The organism is Mucilaginibacter sp. (assembly GCF_036383575.1).
Lineage (GTDB): Bacteria > Bacteroidota > Bacteroidia > Sphingobacteriales > Sphingobacteriaceae > Mucilaginibacter.
Window position 1 is genome coordinate 1 of record NZ_DASVOB010000319.1, and the last position, 1,889, is coordinate 1,889.

General features: G+C 43.9%; 2 protein-coding genes. One reads left to right on the forward strand and one right to left on the reverse strand.

The genetic code is table 11. From position 1 onward, the window contains the following. The coding region (locus tag VF500_RS11025) for a hypothetical protein (RefSeq protein ID WP_330859722.1) at positions 1 to 840 on the reverse strand (840 nt) is incomplete at its 3' end. A 269-nt stretch (positions 841 to 1,109) separates the two neighbouring features. Between VF500_RS11025 and VF500_RS11030 the strand changes: the two genes are divergently transcribed. Continuing rightward, the gene (locus tag VF500_RS11030; RefSeq protein WP_330859723.1) at positions 1,110 to 1,832 is read left to right on the forward strand and encodes an SDR family oxidoreductase; all 723 of its coding nucleotides are present in this window, start codon (positions 1,110 to 1,112) and stop codon (positions 1,830 to 1,832) included. Positions 1,833 to 1,889: the final 57 nt, after the last annotated feature.

Here is a 1,889-nt window from a genome sequence, read left to right on the forward strand (position 1 = left end):
ATGATACCGGTTAGCCTCCATAGCCTTCCGGAGCCAGGTGCCTTTTTGCCTGAGCGCCGCCGGGACCGGTGTTTTTGAAACAGGGGAAGCCTGTACAATAACCGGGCTTCCTGGTTTGGAATGGACTGTCGCCGCTATCCAGATCATCATTCCTGCCAACAACAAATACAAAGGGTAGTACGCGTGAACACCTAACCGGTAATGGAAATAAAAATAATCTGCAGCAGTATATGGCAGCCATAGTAGCCATAAAAGGCCAAAGGCTTTAATTAACCTGTGCAACCAGCGCATTTGGTAGCGATATCGGTCGTTTACGTTATTGAATTTCAACTGCCGGTAATAGTTTTCTATCAGCCCGAAGGAAATATACAGGTAGACAGCCACCGAAATAAACGCTGCCATATTCAGTACCGGGCTCACTTGCCGAAAGACCGGTGTATTGTAAGTTGCCGCACCGGTACTGATACTTTGCCAAATCTCCAATATAAAAATACCCTGTTGCAGCAACAAGGGGATGAAGTGCAACAGATCAGTCCGATGAAATTTATACCCCAGCCGGGTTATCTTAAGTACGTAAAAATAAATAAACGGCCCCAGCGCCAGCGAAAATTGAAGCGGCAACCGGCTCCAATGCGGAAAGTAAGCGCCCAGGCCAACGCCCTTTCCCAGCACCCAGGCCATCCATAAAACAATGGTTAGCATCGCCATGGTGAGAAAACGGTTTGCAATACGATTAATGCTTTGGGTAAACCATAATAGCAGGCTAAAAGTCAGGCCGATAAATATCGCAGCCAAAAATGCAAGATCATAGGGGGTGATATAGAAGATGTATGCGGTCAAGTTGCCATATTCTTTCAAAGGCCATTCCAAATTTACAACTTACTGATATATAACGAGTCCATTTTTGCAAGCGGAAATTATTGTAATAAAATCGGACGTTTAGCTGTACGGATCTGAGTCGGAAATTTCCAGCACCAGATATTCGCCAAACCCGTGAATAATCCAATAACTGCAATTGATTGTACATTGCGGTTTATAAATCAATTACATTTTTTTGCTTTTATATTTCCAGCTAAAATTACGGAAAAACACAGTCAAAAATCATCACCATGAAAACAGTATTAATCACCGGGGCAAACAAAGGGATCGGCTTTGAAACCGCCAAACAACTGGCACAGCTAAATCATTATGTTTATTTAGGCAGCAGAGATAAAGCAAACGGTCTTGAGGCTGTCAGGCAGTTGAAAGCGTTGGGTATAACTAATGTAGAAACTATAGTAATAGATGTGACTGATATCAATAGCGTGCGCGAGGCCAGAGCAGAATTGGATGCTAAAATTGATTCTTTAGATATTTTGATAAATAATGCGGGAATTGCCGGCGACCAGCCTCAAAGCCTTGCTGTAGGTTCTGTTGAAAACCTGCGCAGGATATTTGACACCAACTTTTTTGGCGCAGTTCAAACCACGCAGGAATTTCTGCCGCTGCTGAAAAGATCAGCTCAGGGGGCTATCATTAATGTATCCAGCGAAATTGGCTCTCTTGCCGTACATACTGCACCCGAAAAAAATCCTAACCGGGCTAAGTACCATGCCTACGGTTCGTCTAAAACAGCCCTAAATGCTTTTACCGTAATGCTTGCAAATGAGCTTAGTGATACCGGCATTAGTGTTAATAGTGTTACGCCAGGGTATACCGCTACCGACCTTAACCAATTTCAAGGGGCAAAAACCGCGGAACAAGGTGCCATACCTATTGTAAAACTGGCCACACAAGCCCAACCGTATGTTACGGCAAAGTTTTTCAAAGATGGCGGCGAGGTAGGCTGGTAATCTATTTAGTAATCGTTTTTTTTTTGATAAAAACAGCCCTGGTCGGTGAACAGGGCT

What these genes read in the sequence shown, in the direction of transcription:
- VF500_RS11030 (WP_330859723.1), top strand. Translation starts at nt 1,110, where the DNA reads ATGAAAACAGTATTAATCACCGGGGCAAACAAAGGGATCGGCTTTGAA.